This window comes from Desertibacillus haloalkaliphilus (assembly GCF_019039105.1).
Lineage (GTDB): Bacteria > Bacillota > Bacilli > Bacillales > KJ1-10-99 > Desertibacillus > Desertibacillus haloalkaliphilus.
In genome coordinates this window covers 168,446-190,585 of record NZ_JAHPIV010000010.1, presented here as the reverse complement: position 1 = coordinate 190,585, position 22,140 = coordinate 168,446, and the positions used below count along the sequence as shown (strand labels likewise).

Sequence of the window (22,140 nt, the reverse complement as noted above, 5' to 3'; positions counted from 1 at the left end):
CAAAAATACTCCCCCTAAGGTAAAACAGATTTTTATTTTTTAATCTGTCTACCCTAGAGGGAGCATATCATTTTGTCTCAGCCTCGATATGTGTTTCGTTTTTATGATAAGCTATCAGTTAAATTTGGAACAATCTGCTTTTTACGTGAAACAACGCCTTTTAAGACCGCACGGTTGTTGTCTAATGTGACATTAAATGCATCTTCAACTACCTTCGCTTTATCACCAAGCGAAACAGCAACCGAATCATTGTTTAAAATATCTGTCACAACAAAAACGAATAGATCGAGGTTTTTATCAGCAATTGCTTTTTTCAGACCCGCTTCTAATTCATCTTGACGACCAAGTACATCGTCCGTATCAACAACATTGACTTGCGCTACTTCTACTTTACTAGATCCCATTGTAAATTCTTTTGCATCAAGCGTGATTAATTGTTCAATGGTTTTTTGACTCATGTCGGCTCCAGCTTTTAGCATTTCTAACCCGTATTCTTCAGCATCTACACCAGCGATCTCAGCTAATTCACGAGCAGCAGCCACATCTTGATCTGTACATGTTGGCGATTTAAATAATAACGTATCAGAAATGATCGCAGATAACATTAAACCTGCCATTTCCTTTTTGATCTCAACACCATGCTCTTTATGTAATTTATTTAAGATCGTCGTTGTGCATCCTACTGGTTCAGCACGATAATATAGAGGATCAGCTGTCTCGAAATTTGCAATACGGTGGTGATCGATTACTTCTAGAACAGTCACTTCTGTAATATCATCAGCACTTTGTTGACGCTCATTGTGGTCAACTAAAATAACCTCATTGACTTCAGACGCTACTTTTTCAACAAGACGAGGTGCTTCTACTTTAAAGTAATCTAGGGCAAATTGTGTTTCACTACTCACCTCTCCTAAGCGAATAGGTTCAACATCCACACCTAGCTCTTTTTTCAAGTCAGCATAAGCTAGTGCCGAACAAATGGAATCCGTGTCTGGATTTTTGTGCCCTAATATAAATTGTTTACCCAATTTTCCCACTCCTTCTTTTTCAATGCTCTTCGCTATCAATGCTTATTCTACCAGTTAATGATGTCAAATTGTAGTAGAAAATATGATTTCTATGAAAGTACTACCATTAGTTTACATTATAATCCCATTATATTCAATCATTTTACTCGGTTTTATTACAACGATCATCAACCTAATAGAGAACACACATCGAAGGGGTCCCCTCCTTAAGTGAATACCACATAAGAGAGGGAGAACCCCTTGTTGAAAACGCGTTCTTTATTTATACAACCTTGGATCGGTTATCGTTTTATACCATCCACAGCCATTTTTAAGCGACGAAGCGTTAGCTGTTGATGGCTGCAGGCTGTTTGCGCTTGTTCAACCGAGACGGTCTGGAAACGAACCTGTTGACCCGGTAAAAGTTGTGAGATATATGGAAGGTCAACTGAGATTACAGTCGCGATCCGTGTATATCCACCGGTAGTTTGTCTATCAGCGAGCAAAACGATCGGTTGCCCATTTGCTGGGACTTGAATCGTGCCAGGCACAATCGCATCGGACAACAAATCAGCACCAACGACATGATCAATTTTTGGTCCACTCAACCGATAACCCATCCGGTCCGCCTGCGGGCTAACGGTGTATGTTGAACCTAAAAACGTGTCGAGACCATCACGAGAAAAGGACGCTTCATCTGGTCCAAGAATGACCCTGATCGCCTCTGTCTCTGCATACTTAGGGACTAAATCGGAATGTATCGTTTTTCCGACATGATTGATTTCAACAGTCGGACTCGTACGTGAAATGATATCCCCTCTTTGAAGCTCGCGACCGAAAAAGCCACCAAGACTCGCTTTTAAGTACGTAGACTTACTGCTAACCACTTCAGGAACATCAACCCCTCCAGCGATCGTCACATAGGCTCTCGCTCCATCTACCGGCTTACCGAAGGACAATCGTTGACCTTTCCTAACCCAGATCGATTTCCACATCGGAACCTCTCGACCATCGATCATCGGTGAAAGGTTTGCACCCGTTATCGCGATGACCGCATCCGTTAGCCAGTTGAGTTTCGGCCCCATCACCGTGACCTCAAGCCCTGCCTCTTCACGTTCATTTCCAACTAATAGATTACCAACTTGGAGTGCATAGGAATCCATGGCTCCAGCCGTGACGATGCCATATTGCTGGTAACCAAAACGCCCGAGGTCTTGGACGGTCGTTAATAACCCAGGCGATTGAACTTCACAAACTTCTTGCTTCATATATTTTTCCCAATCGCAGCGACTTCAATCTTGTTCGCTGCAAAAGCAGATTTTAGATTTTTTACAAATTCGAGTGCACTCGGTTCATCCCCATGCACACAAATCGTATCTGCTTGTAGTGGTATCGTTGACCCGTCTACAGCTTCTACCGTCCCTTTTGTAATCATTTGGATGACACGCTCAACCGCTTCATCCGCATCTTCAATCATTGCATTCGGCTCCGTTCTCGGTGTCAGCGTCCCGTCAGGTTGATACGTACGGTCTGAAAACACTTCTTGTGCCACTTGGAGACCGAGCCCCTTACCAGCTTTCACAAGTTCTCCACCAGACAGCCCAAATAAAATTAACGTTGGATCAACGTCATAAACAGCCTCAGCTATCGCTTTTGCAATCGCTTGATCTTTTGAGGCCATGTTAAACAACGCACCATGGGGCTTAACGTGCTGCAAATTTGTTTGATAAACCTTCGCAAACGCTTGGAGAGCGCCAATTTGATAAACCGTAAAGTTATACACGTCTTTGGGATCTAATTGCATGACACGGCGCCCAAAGCCAATTAAATCTTGAATGCCGGGATGCGCCCCTAGCGCGACATTGTTTTCGATCGCTAGTTTCACCGTTTTATGCATGACATTATGGTCTCCGGCATGATAGCCACAAGCAATATTAGCCGAAGTAACATGTGTTAACACCTGGTCATCTTGACCGATTCGATACGCACCAAAGCTTTCACCTAAATCACTATTTAAATCAATTTGATGATTCATCATTAGCTTCCTCCATCCATTCTTGTTTCAATTGATATGTATTGTTTTCGATTTGCTCCTCAATCGCTTGATACTCTTCTTTTGTCACAGAATAAAACTTCAGGTAATTCCCTGCTTCAAGTAGTACAGGTTCAGTCCGCGTGTGATCATACAGCTTCACAGGTGTTTTACCAATAATTTGCCAACCTCCTGGTGTATCGAGCGAATACACCCCTGTTTGTTCACCTGCGATTCCGACAGAGCCAGCAGGTACTTTCGCGCGTGGCGACTCGAGACGTGGCGTAGCAATTTTCTTTGACATCCCACCTAAATAAGGAAAACCCGGTGTGAAGCCAATCATATAAATCAGGTATGGTTGATTGGAATGAATCGAAATCACTTCATCAACGGAGAGGTGATTTCGTTCGGCGACATAAGACAAATCAGGTCCAACATCGCCACCATAATAAGTCGGAATGTAGATCACTTTTGCGGGAGGGACCTTGCTATCCTTTACTTCTTCGTAAACTGACATCAGTTGCTGCGTCAATGTTTGATATGACACCTTATCCGGCTGATAAAACACCGTTACTGCCGTATATGTCGGTACCCATTCGGTTACCCCGCGCAAGTCTTCCTGTTGCAGTTGTTGACTAAAGCTTCGAATCGTTTGATTAAGTTCCTTAGACAATACCGAACCAAACTGAATTCGAATCGCCGCGTCACCAAACGGAGACATTTTTACACCGTCCACGACGTCATCCCCCTCTCATCATTATCTCTATACTCCTAGAATAACTGTGGAATGTTCGTAATTAAAGTCCTGATTCCTAAGAATGTTGTCAAAAGTACGATAATTCCACCAAAAGTCGTCATCCAAATCGGATGCTTGTACTTACCAACAATCGAAGAGCGATGAGCAGCAAATAAAATCGAACCTAAAGCTAACGGTAAAATTAACCCGTTAAAGGCCCCTGCTAAAATCAATAATGTTACCGGCTGACCAATAAGAGCAAAGATCGTTGTTGAAGCAACAATAAAGCCAACAGTCCAATATTTTTTGTTTCGTTCAATGCTCGGGTGAAACGTTGTTAAAAAAGAAACAGACGTATATGCGGCACCAACCACAGACGTAATCGCCGCAGCCCATAGGACAAGCCCAAAGATACGGAAGCCGATTTCACCGGCTGCAATTTGGAACACTGATGCTGTTGGATTATCAGGATCTAATGCAAACCCAGCTGATACAACTCCAAGTACAGCTAAAAATAGAATCACTCGCATAATCGAAGCAACTACAATTCCTGAAACCGCTGTATTTGTGACATGACGAAGATTTTCTTGACCTGAAATGCCGGCATCTAAGAGACGGTGACCCCCTGCAAAGGTAATATAGCCACCAACGGTCCCACCGACAATCGTAATAATGGCTAACATATCAATCTCTAGCGGTGCAACGGTTCGTAATGCCGCCTCTGCGACTGGTGGCTGACTAACAAACATCACATACGTCGTAAGTAGGATCATTAAACCACCTAGATAGCGAACGATTTTGTCCATCGCCATTCCAGCTTCCTTCGATAAAAAGATCCCCACACAAATCAGTCCGGTAATGACCGCACCAATCACGGGGTCAAAACCTAGAAGTGCATTTACCCCTAATCCACCTCCACCAACGTTTCCAATGTTAAACGCAAGACCTCCTAAGACAATGAAGAAGGCGACGGCATACCCCAGGCCTGGAAACACCGCATTGGCAATGTCTTGTCCTTTCATCTTAGAAACGGCAATGATGCGCCATATATTTACCTGTGCTCCAATATCTAAAATCACCGATGCTAAAATAACAAAAGCAAAACTTGCTAACAACTGTTCAGTAAACACAGCCGTTTGTGTCAAAAATCCTGGTCCGATTGCAGATGTAGCCATCAAAAAAGCTGCCCCTGCCATGACACTTAAGCGATTCTTTCGCTCGTTTTTTTGATCGTTTGATGAATGTTGACTCATCTTATTCACCCTTTCTATTTATTGATCTACTTTTTAAATATGCAATTGTTGTGCCAAATTTTTAGAATTTGCACACAATGGCTCGAAATCGCTCGTATTAGAGGCCGATACGTTTAGCATTCCAATTGGTCGCTACTTTCATGAACAAGATCAATAACGATCAAAACCGCCCACATCGTGCGAAATCGCACAACATGGGCGGTTTTGATCACTGAAGTTTCGCCTTATCAATACGCCTTTGCAGAGCGTACCTACTCATACCAAGCAACTCAGCACTTTTGGATACATTCCATTTCGTTTTCTCTAATGCTTGTTTAATATAGCCGAGTTCTATTCTTTCTAATTCGTCCTTTAGTGAAAATGGTTCATCAAAGTCAAGAAGATCCAGGTCCAGCTCTAGCTTTTGCTTTTCCTCTTTGAATGATGGAACACCTGTATGCTGCCCTTCAAGGAAGGACGTAACGTCAGTTCCTGTTTCATGTAAAATAACAAACCGTTCAACGATGTTTCGTAACTCGCGAACGTTTCCTGCCCAGTGGTATGATAGCAAGCTCTGTCTAGCTTCATCTGTCAAAACAGGGACATGTTTCTTGAGCTGTTTTGCAAATACGTGTAAGAAATAGTCCACTAACGGAAGGATATCCTCTTTTCGATCCCGTAAGGGCGGAACATGGAGAGGGACAATATGCAAACGATAATACAAGTCGGAACGAAAGGTTCCTTGTGCGACTGCTTCTTCAAGATGCTGATTTGTTGCTGCGACGATCCGAATGTCTGTCTTAATATCAAGGTGACCACCGACCCGCTTGAACGTCCGTGTCTCTAGAAACCGTAACAGTTTCACTTGTGTATCAAGTGGCATCTCGCCGACCTCATCTAAAAACAACGTTCCACCATCGGCCCATTCAACTAATCCTTTTTTTAATTGCCCAGCTCCAGTAAATGCACCTTTTTCATAGCCAAACAGTTCACTTTCCATTAAATGTACAGGGATCGCCCCACAGTTTAAAGCCATAAATGGGCCCTTTGCTCGACGGCTTTCTTCATGAATCATTTGAGCGATTCGTTCTTTTCCTGTACCCGTTTCCCCATGAATGAGTACCGTGGATTCTGTAGGGGCAGCTACGATTGCTTTTTTTAACAGATCTTGCATCACGCGTGATTCACCGATCAATGTTTCCTTGTCTTGGTTACGCGCTTGTGTTTCCCATTCATACCGTTCCACTTGGTGACGAAGTTTTAAGTGCTCAAATGTTTTTGAAACGATGAATTCAATCTCATCCCATTCAAACGGTTTACTTAAATAGTCGATGGCACCATTTTTCATCGCTTGAACGACACTCGCCGTATTCCCATAAGCTGTCATCATAATAATTTGCAATTCAGGGAAAGCCTCTTTGATCTCTGTTAACTTTTCAATTCCATCTCCGTCTGGTAACCTAACATCAAGTAAAAGAACTTGGGGTTGGAAGTCGTAAAGGAGTCGCATTCCCGCTTCTAATGTTTCAGCACCTTCCACTGTATAGCCAAGGTCAGCAAAGCCCATTTCAAGTGAATAACGAATCGTTGTTTCATCTTCAATCATTGCTATTTTCTGCTCCAACTTCTTTCCCCTCATTTCTTAGAAAAATTAGTGTAAAGGTCGTTCCTTCTCCCGGATTACTTTCTACTTTCACTTCACCATCATTTTGTAAGACAAGTTGCTGAACAACAGCTAGTCCTAATCCTGTTCCTTTGGTATCTGTTGTAAAAAACGGGTCAAATAGTTTCGGAAGATCCTCTTTTGTTATCCCACTACCATTGTCTGTGACTTCAACGAACGTGTACGGACCATTATCATATGCCTTCACCTCCATTCGCCCACCGGCATCGACCGCCTTTGTCGCATTGATCAATACATTTAATAAAATCTGTTTTAAATGATCACGGTCGATATAAACCGTAACAGCGGGATCAATTCGTTCAATAACTGAAATTCCCTTTGATCTCCTTGCCTGCTCAATCAATCGATTCGATTCTCTAAAAACATCCATAAAAGCAACTATCTCACGATTCGCCTCCCGTGGCCGTGAAAAAACCAACATTTTCGTGATCGTTTTATTTAAACGGTCAATTTCAGTTTCAATCATATTAAACAGTTGCCGTTCTTTTTCGTCTAATGTCAACCGTTTCTTTAACACTTGAGACGTTGTCTTCATCCCAGCTAGTGGATTGCGAATTTCATGAGCGATTTGTGCTGATAGCCTGCCTAACGATGTTAATCGGTTGATCGTCTCGATTTTAGTTTCGATCCTTTTCACTGACGTAATGTCTTCAACCGTACATAGTAAGGCGACAATGCTTCCTTCTGAATCTTCAAGCGGCACTTTTTTTACGAGCAAATCTTTCCTTCCGTTTGTGCTCTCAAGCTGCCACTGTTCTTGTACCTCGCTTTCTTGATGAGGATCTTTCAACCACCTGTCCACTTTGTCTTGAAATGTAGGAACCGATGTTTCAATACGTTTCCACTTTTCATTCTTCAGAAGAATTTGACCATCCAATGTAATCGTATAAATCCCTAGTAAGGTGCCATTTAACAATCGCTCTTGAAAATCTTTCATTTGTTTCAATGAATCATTTTTTTGTTCTAGACTCTCAATCATTTCTTTTAAACTTTCTCCAAGAATCTCAATCTCATCTCGTCTACCTTGATAGACGTGCTCAGGTGGCAGCGTTGTTCCACCTTCACCGATCGAACGACAGAACTCTGCTAATTTACGGATCGGTTTAGCGATATGATGAGAGAGAATAATCGTGAGCTGAACCGCTATAATCGATGCAATGATAACGACTAGAACTGTATATTTTTGAACCTCCTGCATTGCCTCTGTCCATACAGATAACTCAATAGGATACTCGTATTGAATTGAGGTGAATGGATCCGTTACAACATACACCCAATGCTGCTTTCCAATTAGTGTATCATCAAGTCTCGTCCAACCATCGGGGCGCACTTCTTGCTCTGCACTTATAGGTGTCAATGGCTGAAGGTCACCTACTTCCACTTGAAGCTCACCGAGCAGCTCCTCGTAATCGTCGTTGTTGATCCGACCGTCATCTCTATACCCCCGAATTCGTTCTTGAATGGAAAACCAACTGTCTATCGTTTGTTCCGTTGCTAGAAACATTTGCTGTTGGTACGCATTAGACACGGTCCAATAGGAGGAAAGACCTGAGGCAAGAATCGGTAAGATGACAACGAGTAGAAATGGTAGTAAGATTTTCTTTTCAATCGTTCGTTTACTCATGATGATCCCTCAATAGCCAAAAGGCAATCGCAGCAAAAAGCAGTGCAGGAACCACGGGTTGAATCACGGTTTGCCATTCGGCTGGTGTGAAGACGCCCCAAGTTACATAGGTGAGTAATCCAACCACAATGGAACCCCAGCTCCCCCTTTTGCTCGCCTTTTTCATAAATAAGCCTCCATATAATGGGAAGAAAAAAGAAACGGCAATCACTCCCCATACTTGTCCACTAAAATAAAGTAAGCTTTCAAATGGTTGTTGGGAAATCAGTAGCGACAGAAGCGCAAGGAGCGTAATCATCCATTTGTTCATTCCGATGATTTCAGCTTCACTTCGCTCCCTTTTCTTTGAAAATCGTTGATAAACATCATAAACAAAACTACTCGATAACAGCAATAACTGTGAATTTGCTGTCGAGATACAGGCTGCAACAATGCTCATTAAAATGACCCCTTTTAAAGGAGATGTAATGATATCATGAATAATGTAAGGAAAAACTTCGTCCGCCGGCAATTGTCCTTCGGCTGAAAGAAGAGAAATCGATCCAATACCGATAATGATTAATGCTAGATAAAGAAAACCTAGTAATAGCACACTAACACTCACCATCCGAATCGCATGTTTTGTAGATGTGGTCGATAATAAGCGAATCGCATATTGAGGGTTAGCCGCTAACCCAAGTCCAAGGGATAGAAACGAGCTTATAAACACAAATAAAGAGGCATTCCCATAGTAAAATGGATGAAACCAATCGTTTTCACTCCCTTCAGTTAGCCGCACGATATCGATATGGACATTGGCCCAACCGCCAGTTTCCTGCAAAATCAAAAAAGCAGCCATACACGTGCCAAGGATGATTAAAAAAAAGTTAAAAACATCTGTCCTCGCTACAGAATATAATCCACCATAGGTCGTATAAATTAAAAATAAAAACACAAGTAATGCAGCCACTGAAAACGGAATATCTAACATATAGGATACAACAATCCCAAACCCACGGATTTGAATCGCAATGTATAAAACATAGGTGATCACTAAAATAATGCCTGTACCTATTTGCAGGGACCGGCTATGATACCGTTTATAAAAAAATTCAGGAATCGTAACGACATCATAAGCACGTAACTTCCTTGCCATCACAACCAGCAATACAGCACCAAGAAACCAACAAACAACACTATACAAGATCGCTGAATAGCCATATTGATAGATAAGTCCAGGTAGCCCTAGCATTGAAGCTGCACTTAACCACGTCGCAGAAAACGTTGCGATACTCACAAACAACCCTAGCGATTGGTTGGCAAGGTAATATTCCTTAACCGTCTCAGACCGATCGAAGCCATATTTCCCTAAATATAAGATGACAATCGTATAAAGTAAGAAATAGCCTAAATAAATGAACGGATCAACCATTGCGCTCTCGCTTCCTGCGATGAATCAGCCATTCTCCCACAACAACAGGAGATATCATCGCAACCACAAGAGCACTGCCTATGATCAACCATGTATTCCACGGAAATAAAGAATCTAGCATATGTATCCCCCTTTAGTACGTCCGCACCGTTTGGTTAAAATAACTTATTCATTTTATCATAAGAGCATAGGGAGAATCCAAAACCGCTTCCAAGCGAAATGAAAATAACAGACCGGAGTTGTAAAACTTTACAACCTTGTACTGGTGGGAAGGAAAGGGAACATTTTCAGAAGTAGTTTGGTTGCGTAGTAGAAGAACCGAACTCACAAGGATAATATGAGAGTAATCGCATAGTTTTAGACAATGAAATAGCACCGAAAAAACGCAAAGGACTAGCCTCTTCGTTTTACAGATGGTGAAGTTAAATTTTTGGTTTTTTATCGACAAGATTTCGGGACCTTCAGTTACTTGATAATTGGAAGGTGCGGATTACTCAGAATAAATCCTTCCCCAAGTCCTGTAGCGTACTATGAAAAGGCCCCGTTGATTCAAATATCGCCTATGTTAAAGGGGAAACTCCTTGTTTCAAAAATTTTCCAGTACATTCTTGCGTTGTTGCTACTCCTATACAATGATCAAGCTCTCCTTTTTTAATTGGGAAACACACAAAAAATAACTTCATCTATAGAATTCCACGTTAAAAATATGAATAGACACTCACATAAGATCTGATGTATCAAATGGTTCAGTAGATAACTTTAAATCGTTTAATTTTATTAATCTATTCGAATGACTATTATCTATAATTCGCCCTTTTTACTAGAAAATACGGCAGATGCTATAAGCATGCATTATCTTAAGTCATAGTATGTCACTGTAAGGTACGAAGCCTTACAACGTTATTGTTAAAAAAAGGGGGGGAAATAAATGTTAGCATTAGTAGTTATTGCGCTACTTTTTTTAGTTGCCTTACTAGTAGCCATTTTAATTGGTAACGAACAGCAGCGCAACCTTATTATCAGATGTCTTCGAGAACTTCTGGGACAAGGGTCTTCTGCTGCGGCAACAGCTTAAGAATAGCCCTTGCCCCACATATCTAGGAGAGCGCTTCATGCGCCTCCTAGATATCCCAATGAAAAAATGTTTACACATTTTTATTATTTATATGATTTATTTTGGTACACGTTACTTAAAGTCAACACTTTAAGTGAATTAATTTAATTGAAGAAAGGTGAGATAAATAACATGAGTGAATTTAACGACAAAAAGAATGATGGTATATCGGAATCTAATCATGAAACATATAATGAAGATGTAGATCTAGGTGGGATCCTTAATATTGCAGTAAACTTATTAAAGAACACAAATGCAGATAATCTAAATGACCTTTCCAATTTGTCGTCTAATCATTCCCTCAACAGTATAAATGGTCTGTTAGACGAATTAGAAACGGTTGAGCATTCAAATAATGAATCCGATAATGTAAATAATATTATGAGAAAAATAAATACAATTATTAACGAAACAGGTTTAATAGAAAATTTCTCAACTGTACAAAATCAGGAAAATAATGATTTGAAAAAATTAGAGTCTAAAATGGATCAAATACTGTATGAGCTAGCAGATTTAAAGGAACAACTTGGTAAGGTTAAAGTACAAACTAAAAAAATTTTAAAAAAGTGTTAAAATAACGAAACAATGGGACGGCTGTAACTGTCACAGTACCGTCCTATTTTTGATTAAGTTACATAGTTTATAGAGTATGATCTATTTTTAATTTAAACCTATTCCCCTCCACCACCTAGTCTGTTGGTCTCTTATCCTATAATTTAAGCTATCACCTAGTTTTGAAGCTGAAGGTGTAATTTTATTAGGATTGTTATTATTTTCACCCCTCTTACCCTAAACTCCCCATTAGCGACACTAGAATAGTTAAAGCCTCTTTCACGATCGCACCCGTTGAAGAAGATATTACTTCCTTTTCATTCCAAATAGCAACAAATAACTCTCTCCACCACATCATAACGTTCAATAAGAAAACGAGTATTCCATGTTTTTTCAAGGGTGGCAACCGTTAGTGCAGTAACAATAAACAATCACTTAATTAAATTTACCTTCATCAATGATGAAATCTGTTACTCATCTTCATTTGAAATTTCCTCCAGTTGTTTCTTAACAAGCGTATGAACATTCGCCTGTACATACACTTATTATTTTAAAATTTCTACCTATAAATGAGATGCCCTCTCTTATCACCTATGAACCTTTGCTAGCTCGTCCTAATCCTTCAAATTGAAAAAGTGGCCAGGTCAAAAGGTACAAACCAACCTTTTGTCCCAACCTCTCATCAAACAATATTATTTCGCTAATTGCTTGTTCCTAAGTACGGCAACTGCTCCGCTTAACAGGATAACGATGAAAACGGCTGTGACTAGAGCTGTTATCCAAAAATTGTCCTGAATTCCACCTTCCATGAGCAATGACCCAATACTCTCTGTTAAATAAGCGGGACTCCACCTCATCCATTGTTCAAACGTATTCGTAACCGTAGAGAGGAGAATAATCGTGACTAATGTCGTAAACGCCACAACACCTGGAAGGAGAAAAACAGTGTTAAAAAAGACGGTGATCGTTAAAATAAAAATAAGCCAATAGGCTAAGATTAGAAAGCTATAAAAAAACAACTGAAAAGAAATCGGGTCAAATAACAATGAAGAATAATACCATCCTGATAGAAAACCAACAAATATCGAACCCACACCTAATAGGACAAGTGCAGCCCATTTTGCTGTCACATACGATACATAAGAAACAGGCTTAACGAGAATCATCGCCGCTAGCCCACTTTTTCGCTCACTAGCAATCAATCCCATCGATGCAAGCACAATAACGAGAACACCGATCATGTTTAATTGACCCATACTCATTAACAACGCTTCTCGTCCCGAAGGTGTAGGCATTTCAAATACAGCTCCCTCCGGCAAATTGCCGACCGCTTCAAGAATTTGTGGCATAAAGTACGAGGTTAACGGATCTGTCATGCCTAAAATAATAAAGACGATCGGCACCCACAGCCATTTATAATTACGCCACATTTCAAGTAGCTCTTTTTTAAAAAGTGTCATCCACTGGTTCATGTCCTACCACCTTTACAAAAAGATCTTCAAGGGTTGTGCTTTCAACCTCAAATTTTTCAATAGGGATGTTTTCGTCAATCACCTTTCGTAGTAAAGCTGATTTTGCTTGTTCTAAGTCGCTTACGAAAACTTTTGCCGTATCACTCTCAAATGTTATGTTTCGTACAAACTCAAACTGTAACCAAGGTTCGATCCACTGTTTTGCCTGTCCATCCACTCGTACAACAATTACCGCTTGTTGATGGTCCTTCCGTAAATGCTGTAGGCTACCCGCTACTCTTACCTCTCCTTGATGAAGGATAATCACATCATCACTGACTTCTTCGGCATCTGTTAAAACATGTGTCGAAAATAAAATCGTCGTATCCTGCTTTAATTCTCTAATTAACTCAAGGATCTCGCGACGTCCAATCGGATCAAGCGCAGATACTGGCTCATCAAGAATCAATAATTTTGGACGATGGATCATCGCTTGTGCGATTCCTAACCGCTGTTTCATCCCGCCAGAGTATTTCCCAATTTTGCGATCGGCTGCCTCAGCAATCCCAACAAATTGTAACAATTCCTTGGTTCTGCGTTCGGCTTCTCGCGCATGTAAAAAAGCAAGCTTACCCATATACTCTAAAAACTCTCGCCCACTCATCCAATCGTGAAAAACAGGGTACTGCGGTAAATACCCGATATATTTTCGCAGGTCATCATTCGAAGTAGACAAGGCTCCTTCAAATTCAATTGACCCGGCACTTGGACGTAGTAGACCAGTGAGCATGTTTAACGTCGTCGTTTTACCTGCACCGTTCGGTCCTAGCAAAGCAATACAATGATCGTTGTCCAACGTAAACGATAGGTTATCAACGACCGTTTGCCCATCGAATGACTTTGTTAAGTTATTGACTGTAACGACAGCCATTACGTTCGCCTCCTTCCGATGATAAAATATAAAATTGGGCCGATCATATTTACAAACACGATGATTAATAACCAGAGCCATTTCGGTCCATTTGTCTCCTCAACCCGAAACCAGTCAATCAATGCAATCACAAGCAATAAAAGTTGGATCACGATAAACGGCAACAAAACTGCTAAGTCGATTGTTTCAATGACCTCGATAAACTCATTCATGTACTCACCCTCTTTTCGTTACACGTATGATCAAAAGTGCATACCTCTGTAGACAAAAGCAGATCCATTTTGTAAAGTATCCCCTTATCGGAAAGGAACTATGTTCTCGGCTTTTTAATGACAAAAGAGAAGATGCCCGAATGATCAAATCATTTGGGGCATCTCCTCTCGTCACTCTCTTTATTTTTTAATCAGCTCGTCTCTCAGGGCGCGTCGTAAGATTTTACCTGTTGTATTTTTAGGGAGTTCATCTAAAAACGTAATCTCTTTAGGAACTTTATATTTTGCCAACTTGTCTTTGCAGTAGTCTAACGCATCATTTTCTGTCAATGATCCAGCTTTTGGCACCACAAACGCTTGAACAGCTTCACCAAAATCGGGATCTGGAACACCAACGACGGCTACTTCTAACACATCTGGATGATCATACAAAACTTCTTCTACCTCACGCGGATAAACATTATAGCCACCGACAAGGATCATATCTTTCTTTCGATCGACAATATAAAAATAGCCATCCTCATCCACTTTGGCCAGATCACCTGTATATAACCAGCCATTTTTAATGGTGGCTTCCGTCTCTTCCGGCATCTTGTAATACCCCTTCATCACATTTGGTCCGTTAACGACCAATTCACCAACCTCGCCTACTGGAACCTCTTCGCCCTCCGCATTAACCACTTTATTTTCAACATTTGTAATACTTTTCCCGATTGAACCAGCTTTACGAGGACGGTCTAGCGGGTTAAAACAAGTCACTGGTGACGCCTCTGACAAGCCGTAGCCTTCTGAAACCCGTACATTAAACTTCTCTTCAAACTTATTTAAGAGGGCAACAGGTAACGACGCACCACCGGAAATACATAAGCGAATACTCCCGAAATCATCTTCATGTCCGTCAGAAGACTGTAATAGAAAGTTATACATCGTTGGAACACCGGCAAATACGGTTGCTTGCTTTTCTTTTGCTTGTTGGAAAACGTCTTGTGGGCTAAATTTAGGGAATACGAGTAACGTTGCTCCGACTGAAATCGGAGCATTCATTGCAACTGTCATACAGAATACATGGAACATTGGAAGGACTGCAATTACCTTGTCGTCTTTATTAATGTTAAGGTAAGCGGCAACATCGCGGGCATTACTCATTAAGTTTTCGTGAGTAAGCATCGCCCCTTTCGGCTTGCCTGTCGTACCAGACGTATACAAAATAACAGCAATATCATCTAGCGATAATTGAGGGTGAACACGAATGTCAGTACCCAAATTTAGCAATGTTGTAAACGATTTCATTTCTTTTCGTGAAAAAGGCTTGTCCTCTTGTGCAACAATGATCGCAAACTCAAGATCTGGAAGCTCATCTAACACGTTTTCAAATAGCGGTACCATCGGTTCAACGGCGACGGCGGCCTTGACGTTGCCATTACTTAAAATGTATGTAACCTCTTCTGCTGTATAAATAGGATTAATTGGAATGACAACGGCACCGATACGCAAAGCACCATAATAACTAATGAGAAACTCCGGGCTATTGCCTAACAAAAGTGCAACATGATCACCTTTTTGAACCCCTAACTCTTCTAAGCTACTAGCAAAGCGATTCACTTGTTCATTAAATTGTTCATACGTAACCGACTGACCTTCATACTCATAAGCAACTTTTAAAGCATTTTCACTTGCAGACAACAATAATTGGCGACTTAAATTTTCCATGTCATCCTCCCTTTTTACAGTGAATGAATAGTCACTCATCCATGTGAATAACTACATCAATTATATTCCAATTTTTCAAATCTTACAAGTATTTAAAAATGTTTTGGCACCTCAATCACTTTTAATTAAAAGGTAATTTCTCACGTATAGCGGTAAGACTATGTAAGAGGTTGTAACATACATATTTACAAGTGTGGTGTTTGGTTTGAACTTAGGTTGGAATATCGAGTCATTGATCACAGTTAGTTCGATCATCGCTAGTCTTATCGGCATTGTTTGGATTATGAAACATGATTGGAAACGGTACGGTCTTTTGTTTTTGTGCAGTGTACTCGTTGGTAACCTGCTTTGTTTTCTCTTTATTCTGTTCGGTTTTTATTCATATCCATATCGGTTGTTCCCGGGATTATCGGAAATGCCAATCCTAGCAATCAGTACAGCGTTTCCCTTTTTAGTTTTGATAGGGGTGCGTTACTGTCCAAAAGCATGGCCTTGGAAGATCCCTTTTTATTGGGTCATCGTCCACCTCGGTCTAGCAGCAGAAAGCTATGCAATCGAGCAAACGAATTTAATACGATATGAATATCAATGGAACTTTTGGGATTCGTACACATGGTGGTGGATTTATTTATTATTATTCGAATGGATAGGTGGCTTACTCATTCCCCCTCATAATCGAAAGCCGATTCCGATCAAAACCTTACGTTATGGACGGTTAGGCTGGGCATTGGTCCATTTCATATTGATTGTAACGATATTCATGTTTGGCTACCTGTTAGGTCGATACGCACCCTAAAAAAACCTGAGTGATTGAGTTTCCTCAACCACTCAGGTTTCTTGTCTCTCGTTAAAAGTGTGGTAAGTTATCAAGGTTATTATCAGGATTATCATCAGCATTACTACGTAAATGCGGATCTCCATCTCTACCTGTGAACACATTAGCACCTATGATCGTTCCGTTTTGAACCTCTTCTTGTGCTTGCCTATAATCAAGGATACGCCCTGCCGAAGTCTTTAATTCAACGATATCGCCTTCATTGTTTTTTCGTACGGCTACAAATGTTTCCTGACGTGTCGGATCCATTCTATCATCCTCCTTGCTCCATAAGGTGTACAGGATCAGCGTGATTATTCAAGCCAATGATTCATGAGTTTTCATGTTCCCTCATTTCATGATGAAGCCTATCTGCCAGCATACGTAGGTCACCTGTGAACATGTTTAATTCGGTCACAAGTTCTTGAAATGTTTCGTCTTCTTCACATTCACCATCTAAAGCTCGCAGAAGCTCATGTAAATCAAGCAACAATATTCGTTGCTGTTCTGAAGTGATCCGTCCTTGTGTTGCCATCTAAACACCCATTTCCCAAGTGTTAATCTATTACAATTGTATTTTTTCAACTGATAGGCGGAATTTATGCAACCAAATCTTTCTAGCTGAGCGATCAAAATATAGTTGAATTTCATTAGTAAGACGGTATCATTAGGATAAAATAATCCTAATTAGTCTCGAGAAAGAAGTGAGTCGATGATTTATTTTAAACCAGACATTGAAATTCACCATTTTTCTGATTTATCCGCGGATGTACTCGTAAAGAATAATATCAAAACTATTTTTTCTGATCTTGATAGTACACTCGCTATCCATGACCAACCTGGTGACAAAGAATTAGAAGGATGGGTTAAGATGTTAAAAGAAAATGATATTACCTTAATCATTGCTTCGAACAATAATCAGGACCGCGTCGATGCTTTTGTTAAACCCTATAACATCACTGGGTTTGGAAAATGCAAAAAACCTTTAACATCCGTCCTCGAACAGAAAATGAAACAGCTAGGCATCCAAAAACAAACAAGCCTATTTTTAGGGGATCAACTTCTAACCGATGTTTGGTGCGGAAAACGTCTCAATATAAAAACCGCGTTAGTAAAGCCACTAGGTCGAGAGCACGAACCTTGGAACATCACTTTAAAAAGGCAGATCGAAAAACTGATTCGACTGCGGTGGTGAACGAACGCCGAGATCGTAGTCGATCCGCCAATGTCGAAATGTCCATAGACAGAAATGGGGCAATCCGATAAGAGGTGGGATGGCCTTGCTGGTGTTATGCTTTTGGCGCTTTATGGGCTCTATGAAAGACATTTCTCTGGCTTTTCTACCCGGTTTTGTCTTTCATCGGCTTCATGAAGGACATTTCTATTGCTCTTCTACCACGTTTTGTCCTTCATCGGCTTTATGAAGCACATTTCTATTGCTCTTCTACCCGGTTTTGTCCTTCATCGACTTAATGCCAAAGGAGGCGCCCACGTCGTTTGGTATTCCATTATAAAAAATTCTTCGCATGTTAATCTACATGGATTTCTTCTACTGTTTGTTCTACTTCAGCACGAGTTATTTTTTCACGTCCATCTTTCATCGCTTTTAGGGTTTTATGTGCGAGTGACAATGGTAAACGGCAGAATAATAAAATACTTCGCTTATCGAGTGACTTCATATATTCGTCCGCTTTTGCTAAGTTTTCATCCGCATAATCAAATAATTCTGTGCGACTCCAATGATCAGGTACAAAACTTACACCACGTTCATCTAAATCTTCCTGCTCATTACGTAAAATATTGACAGCTTGAAGGCCTCGTCCATAACCAATTGCAAGGTCTCGGTCTGTTTTCACACCAGCACAAAACTCCCATAGTTCTGAAAGCAATACTCCAACAAGTCCTGCAACGTAATATGTATAGTCATCTAAATCTTCACGTGTCTGGATATTCCAGTTTACGTTTGCCCACTTCGCCATACCAAATGCCATTTCACTCGCAGCATCCATAACAAATTGTAGAGTACTCTCGGGACACGCTTCGATCCACTCCCCTAAACGAAGTGTAACTTCAGGCATTGTATCTTTTACTGGTTCAAGAATCTGTACATACTTCTCTTCATCAAAGGGCTGTTTGAACAATTCACTCACTTGTGTTAATACAGAGTGTTTTAGATCATTATCGATTTCATCGTGATCTTCAATTTCATCGATGGCTCGAAATACTAAATAAGCAGATGCAACCGTATGTTTTAATTCCTTTTGCAAAAAAGTAATTGGAATATAAAATGTACGGCTCGTTTCTTTTAATACACGCATAGCATCCTTTGGGTACGTCTTTTCATTCATTTTATTCAATTCCTCCACCTTTACTGCTGTTCTTTGATAAGCAACAGATATTTGAACATCGTTTATTCTGCTTCATTTGTTAGTTAAATCTCTTCATTATTATGTTTTCAATATGTTGTAGACATTTTCCTCATTCATGCAGAGCATTCATTAGTGGTTTCATTGTTTTCTTGTATTCGCTTAACAGGTATTCTACTTTGAACTTGTTGGTACACAACATGTCTGATTACTACCATTTTAACGACTACATATAAAATTATAAAGAAAAACGATCCAAAAAAATAATTAAAACAAGTTCCAGACTACCGATAACTCCTCTTCATTACTAACATTTAATACATTCACAGTGGTTATTATATGATTTTGTTCGTTAACAGAACAAGTCAGGCGGGCTCTACGAAAGCATCCCATCTATTATTGTCTAATCGTTCATCACTAAAAGCTTTTATCTTAAGAAGTTAATGTGAAAATAGATATTAAACCTTGAAATAATTTAATCAAATGTTCGGAAGCCGCATTCAAGAAACTTTTTTCATCATTCCGATCCTCGGTTCCTTGAAGTAGTTGAGGTCGAGGTTGCTGAACAAATCTTACTTGGTTAGAATCAATATTATATTGTGACTTAATAAATTCTCTATTATTTTCCGTATTTTCAACTAATCGGATTTCTAATTGATTTGTCTTCACATCTGTAAAAGCTCCAGAAATCTCGATCCCTGCCTTTGACAGTTTACCGTTTTCCTTTAAGTCTTCAACTATATTGCTGATAACCTTGTTAAGCTCCTTCTCTGAATAATTTACACTTTCAACCTTAACTGTACGATTAATATTTTTACCTTTCAAATCCTCTTCAAACTTGTCTAATTCATGTGAAGAAAACAGCTCTTCAACAACAAGCAATTGGATTTGGTTATTGTCCACATAAACTCCTCCGAACTCTTCTTCAGAATACTCCTCTAAAAAGCTTTCCTTCACAAATGCCACTGTATCCCCAACCAATTCCACTTCTGACTCCGCCCTACTTCCACTTGCTGCCCCTTCTAATGGCTGGTTAGAGAAAACTATTAACACTATAAGCGATAACACTAACATGTGCTGATAAAATTTAGTTAACATACAGGACCTCCATGCTTACTCCCTTGAAAAGGATTTAATGGCTATTAATCTTTTATTACGGATTTTCCTTATCTTTATTTTTCCTACCCTCTTCATATGATTCTTCCATAATTCCATCATAATCGTGGGAATTCCCTTTATCATAATGTCGGTCTGGGTGTCCTAATAAATAAGTGTTTTTTCCTAATCGAATATAATTTAAAATTAATGACCCGATTGCAAAAAATAAACCAATATAAATTCCTATTTGAAAGCTATATATTACTGAAAAAATAAGAAGTGGGGCAGATAGAGTTAGTAGTATGTATTGTAAAGTTATTAACTTAATTTTCATTATTGCCTCCAATTTACTGCTAATTTGAAATGATTGCTGATGGCTTTTCAAGTTTTCTGTTCGTTTAATTTAATAATTAAAAAGAGCAGCGTTCCCCATAGAGGTTTTCTACTCTTGCCCCCATTCGTTAAACAAGCGTTAAATCGTTCTTACGTATTTATTTCCTTATATTATGTATTTGTTAATTCAATTCAGATCATTTATTAAAATTTTATCATCTATATCTTCTTCTAGTAAGGGCGGAATGCGAGCTTCCCCGGCCCTATTTTGGTACTTATAGAACTTCTCTAATCATATTCTTATAAAAGAAAACAATAAGAAGATAAGAAGAGGTGTAAGTTATTTGAAAGAAGTTAAGGTTAGTTTACGGCCCATTGTAAGTAAGATAAATTTACCCACTGTTTTGAAAACAACTATACTACCAGGTGACTCAATTGAAAGATTATTTATTGCAACCCAGGTAGGAGAAATTTATTACATTGGAAACGGAGATATAAGGACTTTTTTAGATATTCGCCCACGAGTCATAAAACTAGGTGCTTCCGGTGGCGGATATGATGAACGGGGGTTGCTAGGGCTAGCGTTTCATCCCGAATTTTATTTAAATGGTCTGTTTTATCTTCATTATTCAGTAGCTGGAACACAAGGTCCAGGTGCTCTTCCTGAATTTTTTAAGCCCGATCCGTGTGATCCCAGAACCTTAAACCTAAAATGGATAAATAGAGAAATTCAATATGATCATATAGATACAGTTGAAGAATGGATTTTACAATCGAATGGTCTACCTCAAAAACGGCGGACATTACTTAATTTAAGAAGACCATTTTTTAATCATAATGGTGTCAATAGCTTAAACTTTTCACCTGAAACAGGAAAACTTGTTTTAACAACCGGAGATGGTGGATCAGGCTATGATCCATTTAATTTAAGCCAGGATGATATGGAAATCGCCGGTAAAATAATTGAAATTGATGTAGTTAAGAATTCATTTATCAATAATCCACCCATCGTCACACGTTTTAATGAACTTCCTGCACCTATTCAGGAAATGCTTACAGTAATTGCTAAAGGAGTTCGCAATATACCAGGCATTTCATTTCAAAGGTTTAATAACCAGTATATTAAATATGCGGGAAATGTCGGACAGGATTTGGTGGAGTCGATTTTTTCATTTGTTCATTATAAACCCATACCGGTTACACAGCTTATTCAAGCTTCTTTAATGTATTCTAAGCCTGACCAAGAAGGATTTATTAACTTTGGCTGGCGAGGATGGGAAGGTTGTTTTCCTACTTCGACCATAAGAGGTTGTACTAATAATCCGTCTTTGGATGAGATATCAATTGCTTATTACAATGAATCAGTCGCACTGTCAGGGAGTCGTCTTCAGCCTTTAACTAGCTATTTTCATAAAGATACCCGACCGAATAAGTTTGGAGGAACTGCACTTACAGGAATTCAGCCTTATATGGGGAATACAATTCCTAGTTTAACAGGAAGTGTTGTGTTTACTGATTTTGTCCGGAGGGATTCTCAACCTCAGGGGAGAGGGACTTTAGCTTATACCAGGGTGAGACCAGGTGGCAAACAAAATGACTTTAGTGTGATTCAAACCGATTATGATTTTGGGTCTCAATCAGCTTTTTATGCTAGTTTGGGAACGAATCTGGGGCAATCCAGACTATATTTAGGGGTTTATGGGTCTATGAATGTGACTGATTTTAACCAAGGCACTGTTTTTGAAATAGTTCCATGAATCATTACTATACAATTCTACTTAACCTTGATACATCTCTTTCATCGATTATATTTAATCTAATAAACAACCAAGG

The 22,140-nt window shown here is 39.7% G+C and carries 23 protein-coding genes; 5 read left to right on the top strand and 18 right to left on the bottom strand.

From position 1 onward, the window contains the following. Positions 1-101 precede the first annotated feature (101 nt). The 9 genes from KH400_RS13090 to KH400_RS25310 form a co-directional block, all read right to left on the bottom strand. Entirely contained in the window at positions 102-1,028 is a 927-nt protein-coding gene (locus KH400_RS13090) for a manganese-dependent inorganic pyrophosphatase (RefSeq protein ID WP_217225167.1), read from the bottom strand. Between the two features lie 281 nt (positions 1,029-1,309). Next, a complete protein-coding gene (locus KH400_RS13085) occupies positions 1,310-2,275 on the bottom strand; it encodes a 5-oxoprolinase subunit C family protein (protein WP_217225166.1) in 966 nt (321 codons plus the stop codon). Next, positions 2,272-3,042: a LamB/YcsF family protein gene (locus KH400_RS13080; RefSeq protein ID WP_217225191.1), complete on the bottom strand. Its 771-nt coding sequence runs from the start codon at positions 3,040-3,042 to the stop codon at positions 2,272-2,274. The genes KH400_RS13085 and KH400_RS13080 overlap by 4 nt, the downstream gene beginning before the upstream one ends. Continuing rightward, positions 3,026-3,775, bottom strand: coding sequence for a 5-oxoprolinase subunit PxpB (pxpB, locus tag KH400_RS13075; RefSeq protein WP_312889167.1), 750 nt, complete (start codon positions 3,773-3,775; stop codon positions 3,026-3,028). Before pxpB ends, KH400_RS13080 begins: the two co-directional genes overlap by 17 nt. A gap of 35 nt (positions 3,776-3,810) precedes the next feature. Beyond that, entirely contained in the window at positions 3,811-5,028 is a 1,218-nt protein-coding gene (locus KH400_RS13070) for an NRAMP family divalent metal transporter (protein WP_217225165.1), read from the bottom strand. Between the two features lie 208 nt (positions 5,029-5,236). Continuing rightward, entirely contained in the window at positions 5,237-6,631 is a 1,395-nt protein-coding gene (locus tag KH400_RS13065) for a sigma-54-dependent transcriptional regulator (RefSeq protein ID WP_217225164.1), read from the bottom strand. Next, positions 6,606-8,315, bottom strand: coding sequence for a sensor histidine kinase (locus tag KH400_RS13060; protein WP_217225163.1), 1,710 nt, complete (start codon positions 8,313-8,315; stop codon positions 6,606-6,608). The genes KH400_RS13065 and KH400_RS13060 overlap by 26 nt, the downstream gene beginning before the upstream one ends. Then, the gene (locus KH400_RS13055) at positions 8,308-9,726 is read right to left on the bottom strand and encodes a sodium:solute symporter family protein (RefSeq protein ID WP_217225161.1); all 1,419 of its coding nucleotides are present in this window, start codon (positions 9,724-9,726) and stop codon (positions 8,308-8,310) included. Before KH400_RS13055 ends, KH400_RS13060 begins: the two co-directional genes overlap by 8 nt. After that, the gene (locus KH400_RS25310) at positions 9,719-9,847 is read right to left on the bottom strand and encodes a hypothetical protein (RefSeq protein ID WP_281418704.1); all 129 of its coding nucleotides are present in this window, start codon (positions 9,845-9,847) and stop codon (positions 9,719-9,721) included. Before KH400_RS25310 ends, KH400_RS13055 begins: the two co-directional genes overlap by 8 nt. Positions 9,848-10,654: 807 nt before the next feature. Here KH400_RS25310 and KH400_RS13050 point away from each other — a divergent pair. Together KH400_RS13050 and KH400_RS13045 are read left to right on the top strand one after the other, a co-directional pair. Then, entirely contained in the window at positions 10,655-10,801 is a 147-nt protein-coding gene (locus KH400_RS13050; protein ID WP_217225160.1) for a hypothetical protein, read from the top strand. Between the two features lie 171 nt (positions 10,802-10,972). After that, positions 10,973-11,413 carry a hypothetical protein gene (locus KH400_RS13045; RefSeq protein ID WP_217225159.1) on the top strand — a complete coding sequence of 147 codons (441 nt, stop codon included), beginning with the start codon at positions 10,973-10,975 and terminating at the stop codon, positions 11,411-11,413. 671 nt (positions 11,414-12,084) lie between these two features. On the opposite strand, the gene KH400_RS13040 is transcribed toward KH400_RS13045, so the two are convergent. The 4 genes from KH400_RS13040 to KH400_RS13025 form a co-directional block, all read right to left on the bottom strand. Continuing rightward, on the bottom strand, positions 12,085-12,864 hold the full coding sequence (locus KH400_RS13040) for an ABC transporter permease (protein WP_217225158.1): 780 nt from the start codon (positions 12,862-12,864) through the stop codon (positions 12,085-12,087). Beyond that, positions 12,839-13,774 (bottom strand): ABC transporter ATP-binding protein, encoded by a 936-nt coding sequence (locus tag KH400_RS13035; protein WP_217225157.1) that lies wholly within the window; start codon positions 13,772-13,774, stop codon positions 12,839-12,841. Before KH400_RS13035 ends, KH400_RS13040 begins: the two co-directional genes overlap by 26 nt. Further along, a complete protein-coding gene (locus tag KH400_RS13030; RefSeq protein WP_217225156.1) occupies positions 13,774-13,986 on the bottom strand; it encodes a PLD nuclease N-terminal domain-containing protein in 213 nt (70 codons plus the stop codon). Before KH400_RS13030 ends, KH400_RS13035 begins: the two co-directional genes overlap by 1 nt. A gap of 180 nt (positions 13,987-14,166) precedes the next feature. Further along, complete coding sequence (locus KH400_RS13025) at positions 14,167-15,696, bottom strand: fatty acid--CoA ligase family protein (protein WP_217225155.1); 1,530 nt, start codon at positions 15,694-15,696, stop codon at positions 14,167-14,169. Positions 15,697-15,901: 205 nt separating this feature from the next. On the opposite strand from KH400_RS13025, the gene KH400_RS13020 reads away from it, so the two are divergent. Further along, complete coding sequence (locus KH400_RS13020) at positions 15,902-16,492, top strand: CBO0543 family protein (RefSeq protein WP_217225153.1); 591 nt, start codon at positions 15,902-15,904, stop codon at positions 16,490-16,492. 51 nt (positions 16,493-16,543) lie between these two features. Here the strand turns inward: KH400_RS13020 and KH400_RS13015 are convergent, their stop codons facing one another. Continuing rightward, a complete protein-coding gene (locus KH400_RS13015; protein ID WP_217225151.1) occupies positions 16,544-16,780 on the bottom strand; it encodes a DUF3892 domain-containing protein in 237 nt (78 codons plus the stop codon). Positions 16,781-16,841: 61 nt separating this feature from the next. Continuing rightward, entirely contained in the window at positions 16,842-17,045 is a 204-nt protein-coding gene (locus KH400_RS13010; RefSeq protein ID WP_217225150.1) for a hypothetical protein, read from the bottom strand. A gap of 177 nt (positions 17,046-17,222) precedes the next feature. Here KH400_RS13010 and KH400_RS13005 point away from each other — a divergent pair, with 177 nt between their 5' ends. Continuing rightward, a complete protein-coding gene (locus KH400_RS13005; RefSeq protein WP_217225148.1) occupies positions 17,223-17,705 on the top strand; it encodes a YqeG family HAD IIIA-type phosphatase in 483 nt (160 codons plus the stop codon). 334 nt (positions 17,706-18,039) lie between these two features. On the opposite strand, the gene KH400_RS13000 is transcribed toward KH400_RS13005, so the two are convergent. The 3 genes from KH400_RS13000 to KH400_RS12990 all read right to left on the bottom strand — a co-directional run bounded on the left by KH400_RS13000 (position 18,040) and on the right by KH400_RS12990 (position 20,308). Beyond that, positions 18,040-18,858: a squalene/phytoene synthase family protein gene (locus tag KH400_RS13000; protein ID WP_217225189.1), complete on the bottom strand. Its 819-nt coding sequence runs from the start codon at positions 18,856-18,858 to the stop codon at positions 18,040-18,042. Between the two features lie 450 nt (positions 18,859-19,308). After that, entirely contained in the window at positions 19,309-19,974 is a 666-nt protein-coding gene (locus KH400_RS12995) for a hypothetical protein (protein ID WP_217225146.1), read from the bottom strand. Positions 19,975-20,029: 55 nt separating this feature from the next. After that, positions 20,030-20,308, bottom strand: a complete 279-nt coding sequence (locus KH400_RS12990; protein WP_217225144.1) for a hypothetical protein — start codon at positions 20,306-20,308, stop codon at positions 20,030-20,032. 343 nt (positions 20,309-20,651) lie between these two features. Between KH400_RS12990 and KH400_RS12985 the strand changes: the two genes are divergently transcribed. Further along, positions 20,652-22,064, top strand: a complete 1,413-nt coding sequence (locus KH400_RS12985; protein ID WP_217225142.1) for a PQQ-dependent sugar dehydrogenase — start codon at positions 20,652-20,654, stop codon at positions 22,062-22,064. The last annotated feature ends 76 nt before the right edge of the window (positions 22,065-22,140 follow it).